The 4,445-nt window shown below is 78.4% G+C and carries 2 protein-coding genes; both read left to right on the forward strand.

The window, feature by feature from the left end; all coding sequences use genetic code 11:
* The first annotated feature begins 78 nt into the window (after positions 1-78).
* Positions 79-1,242 (forward strand): AAA family ATPase, encoded by a 1,164-nt coding sequence (locus ACFXA3_RS36615; protein ID WP_385194494.1) that lies wholly within the window; start codon positions 79-81, stop codon positions 1,240-1,242.
* Positions 1,239-4,445 (forward strand): DUF5682 family protein (locus ACFXA3_RS36620; protein WP_385194496.1); only part of this gene is annotated, 3,207 nt, incomplete at its 3' end. The genes ACFXA3_RS36615 and ACFXA3_RS36620, both read left to right, overlap by 4 nt.

Below are 4,445 nucleotides of genomic sequence, written 5' to 3' on the forward strand. Positions count from 1 at the left end.
CCGCCGCCCGGCCCGGCCCCGACGTCCCCCCGCCCTCCCCGACTTCGCCACCCGCACGTTCCCGAAGGAAAAAACGCCATGACCGTGACCGAAACAACCGTCCCGGCCGCCACGCGGCAGGCCCTGCCCGCCGAGGAGCGGCACGCCGTCGAACTCGCCTTCCTCGCCGCCCAGGACACCGGCCCCCGCCCGCCCGGCTGGGCGCTCACCCCGCGCGCCGTCGTCACCTTCGTGTGCGGCAGCGAGGGAGCCGAACTGGCCCTGCCCGGACGCCGGCGCGCCGGACTCCCGGCCAAGCTGGTCATCGCCCCGAAGTTCGTCGGCGAACGCGCCCTGGTCGAACGCTGCGTCGTCACCCTCGCCGGCGAACGCGGCCTGCTGCTCACCGGCGAGCCCGGCACCGCGAAGTCCATGCTGTCCGAACTGCTGGCCGCCGCCGTCTGCGGTACCAGCGCCCTCACCGTGCAGGGCACCGCCGGCACCACCGAGGACGCCTTCCGCTACGGCTGGAACTACGCACTCCTGCTCGCCCAGGGCCCCACCTCCCAGGCGCTCGTCGACTCCCCGGTGCTCTCGGCGATGCGGACCGGACGGGTGGTGCGGGTCGAGGAGATCACCCGCTGCCTGCCCGAGGTACAGGACGCCCTGGTGTCGATCCTGTCCGACCGGCGGGTCAGCGTGCCCGAACTGACCGCCACCGAGGACGCGGTGGTCTCCGCGGCGCCCGGCTTCACGGTCATCGCCACCGCCAACCTGCGCGACCGCGGGGTCTCCGAGATGTCCGCCGCCCTCAAGCGGCGCTTCAACTTCGAGACGGTCGCACCGATCGCGGACGCGGACGCCGAAGCCACCCTGATCCGGCGCCAGGCGGTGGCCGCGGTGCAGCGGGCGGGCGCGGCCTTCGGAGTCGACGACGCCGTGCTGGACGCGCTCGTCACGGTCTTCCGGGACCTGCGCTCGGGCCGCTCGGCCGAGGGCTGGGACGTGGAACGCCCCGGCACGGTCATGTCCACCGCCGAGGCGGTCCAGGTGGCGGCCTCGCTCGGCGTCGCCGCGGCGTACCTGCCCGGCGGCGACGTCCTGGACCTGCTGCCGGGGCACCTGCTGGGCGTGGTCCGCAAGGACGACCCCGCCGACCACGGCCGCCTGCTGGGCTACTGGGACGGCCCGGTCCGCCGCCGCGCCGAAGACGGCTCGGCGATGTGGCGCCGCCTGTGGGACCTCCGCGGGAGCCTGCGATGACGACACCGGCGACCGATCCGCGGGACGCCGTCGACGCGCTCGCCGCGTCCCGCGCGCCGTACCTGCTGGGCGTACGCCACCACAGCCCCGCCCTCGCGGCGGTGGTCCCGACGCTGCTGGACGCCGCGCGGCCGGACGTGGTCTGCGTCGAGCTGCCGGCCGACTTCCAGCCGTGGCTGGAGCACCTGGCGGACCCCGAGACCGTGGCCCCCGTCGCCCTGGCGGGCACGGGCCGGGACGGCGGTCTGGCGTTCTACCCCTTCGCGGACTTCTCCCCGGAACTGGCGGCGATCCGCTGGGCGCGTACGCACGGAGTGGAGGTCCGCTGCTGCGACCTCCCCCTGGCCGACCCCGCCTGGACCGTCCGGTCCGACGCCGCGGGCCGCTCCGCGGGTGAGGGTGCCGGGCCGGGCGGCACCGCGTCCGGGGCGCCGGCCGTGGCTCCGGACCGGGCCGCGGCTCCCGAGGACCACGCCGCGCCGGCACCGCCGCCCGCGGGCACGACGGGTGCGGTCCCCGGTCCGGCCGCGGCGGTGGGTCCCGCCGTCCGCCAGGGGGCTGTTGGCGCAGGCCCGGCCTCGGCGTTGCCGCAGGCTCCTCGGCGGTCGTTCGCCGAGGCGCTGGCCGCCTCCGGCACCGGGCGGGACGGCGACGACCTGTGGGACCGGGCCGTGGAGGTCCTGGCCCCCGGCTGCACGCCGGAAGCCGTCCGGCGGGCCGCCCTCGGCGTGGGCTGGGCCCTGCGCCAGGACGGGCCCGTCCCCGCGACGGACCTGGCCCGCGAGGCCCGTATGCGCGGCGTCATCGACGCCGCCGCCTCCGGGGGCCGGAAGGTCGCCGCCCTCATCGGCGCCTTCCACGCCCCGGCCCTCCTCGCCGACGGCGCCTGCGACCGGCGCCCGGCGGCCCCGGCTCCCGAGCCCGGAAGCGTCGCCCCTGACGGGGCGCCGGCGCAGTCGACCCGCGGCGCGGCGGGCCCGGGGCTCGTCGCGGGGTCCGGTCCGGGCGAGGACGGGACCGCCGGTGCGGTGACGGCTGCCGGGGCGGGGAGCGGAGCCGGCTCGGACGCCGCCCCGGGCCCGTTGGCGGGCCGGGGTCTCGGCGGGCAGGCGAAGGCCCGCTCCGGGGAAGCGGACTCCGGGTACGGGAACGGCGCCGTCGTCCGGCGGGGTTCACGCACCGCCGAGGCGCCGGGCGGCGGCGACGGGGTCGTGACCTCGTTCGTGCCGTACTCCTTCGATCTGCTCGACTCCCGCTCCGGCTACCCCGCCGGCATTCGGGACCCGCTCTGGCAGCAGGCCGTGCTGGAGGCCGGCGGCGACCCGGTGCGGCTGCGCGACGCCGCCTCCGTCGCCGTCACCGGCATCTGCCGGGAGCTGCGCCGCGCCGGGCACACCGCCGGGACCGGCGAGGCCGCCGAGACGCTGCGGCTCGCCTGCGACCTGGCCGTCCTGCGCGGACTCCCCGCCCCCGGCCGGGGTGAACTCCTGGAGGCGGTCACCACCGTGCTCGGCCAGGGTGAACTCCTCGGCCGTGGAAGGGCGTTGGCCCGGGCGCTGGAAGCCGTGCTGGTCGGGGCCGCCCGCGGCCGGATCACCCCGCACGCCCCCCGCTCCGGGCTCGGCCCCTCCGTCGAGGCCGAGCTGGCGGAACTGCGGCTGCCGGGCCCCGAGGACCCCGCCCCGCGCGAGGTCCGCCTCGACCCGCTGCGCTCCCCGCTCGACCGCCGCCGCGAGGTCCTGCTCCAACGGCTGGCCGTCTGCGGAGCCTCGTACGGGGAGCCCCTCGACGTGGCCGCCACCGGCGACGGCACCGCCCTCGGCACCAAGTGGCGGCTGACCTGGACGCCTTCCGTCCCGGCCCGCCTCGACCTGGCCGGCGTGCGCGGCGTCACCGCCGCACAGGCCGCCTCCGGGACGCTGCGCGAAACCGCCCGGCGCGCCACCGCCGACGGCGGTCCGACCCCGGCCCAGATCCTCACCGGCCTGGCCGCCGCCGCGCGCTGCGATCTGCCCGACCTGGTCGGCGTACGGCTCGGCGAGGCCGCCGAAACCCTCCCGCAGACCGCGACCCTGCCCGAACTCCTCGACTCCCTCGACCTCCTGGAGGCGCTGTCCCGCGGGCATTTCCCGGAAACCTCCGACGGCTCCCGCACCACCGCCGCCGCGCTCACGAGCCTGCTGCTCGAAGCCGCCGTACGCTCCCTGCCCGGCCTCGCCGGCAGCGAGGAGCACGCAGACGCGCGCGCCCTCGTGGCCCTCGCCGACCGTGCCGCCACCCTGCACCTGGGCCTGCGGCTGGACTCCGCCCTGGCGGAACTGGCCTCCACCGCATCCCCGTTGATGCAGGGCGCGGCACTGGCCGTACGGGTCCTCCTCGATCTGGATCCCGCCGACGGCCTCGGCGACCGCACCGCCGGCTGGATCGACGCCGCAGGCACCCCCGAGGGCCGGCGCTCCCTCGCCCGCCGCCTCGGCGGCGTCCTGGCCGCCGCGGGACCGCTGCTCCAGTCCTCCGCGGCCGCCCTCACCCCGGTCCTCGACCGGATCGACGGCCTCGCCGACCAGGAGTTCCTGGACCGGCTGCCCGCCCTGCGCGGCGGCTTCGACGTCCTCGCACCGGCCGCCCGCGCCCGGCTGCTGGACACCGTCACCGAGCGGCTCGGCGACCGGCTGGACCTGTCCCTCGACGCACCGCCCGCCCTGCTCGCGCTGTGGGCCGCCGCGGACGCCGCCGGCGCCGCGGCGCTCGCGGCCCTGCCGCTGCAGGCCCGGCCGCAGGACCCGGCTCCCGAACCCGGCCCCGCCGCCGGGGCGGACGTACCGCTGCCGCCCGCCCCCGACGCCACGCACGCGGACCGGCGGCTCGCCCCCGCCGACCGCTGGCGCCTGCTGCTCGGCCGCGAGCGCGACCGGCTCCCCGCCGGCGCCCGCCGCTACGCCCACGCCCTCGACGAGCTGTACGGCTCCGGCCGCGGCGAGGGCTCCGCCGACCTCGAAGGCGGCTGGGGCAACGGCGGCGGCCAGGAGGCCTCGTTCCCCTCGGCCCGGGAATGGTCGCAGGAGCTCGAAGCGCTCTTCGGGGCCGACGTACGCGAGGAAGTGCTCGCCGACGCGGCCGACGCGGGCCGCCACGACGTGCTGAGCCAGCTCGACCCGGCGGCGGTCCGCCCGTCCGTCGAACTGCTCAGCTCGGTGCTGTCG

This window comes from Streptomyces sp. NPDC059456, from assembly GCF_042750055.1.
Taxonomy (GTDB): domain Bacteria; phylum Actinomycetota; class Actinomycetes; order Streptomycetales; family Streptomycetaceae; genus Streptomyces.

Excerpts from the sequence above, each read along its gene's own strand:
- ACFXA3_RS36615 (WP_385194494.1), top strand. The coding sequence starts at position 79 with ATGACCGTGACCGAAACAACCGTCCCGGCCGCCACGCGGCAGGCCCTG.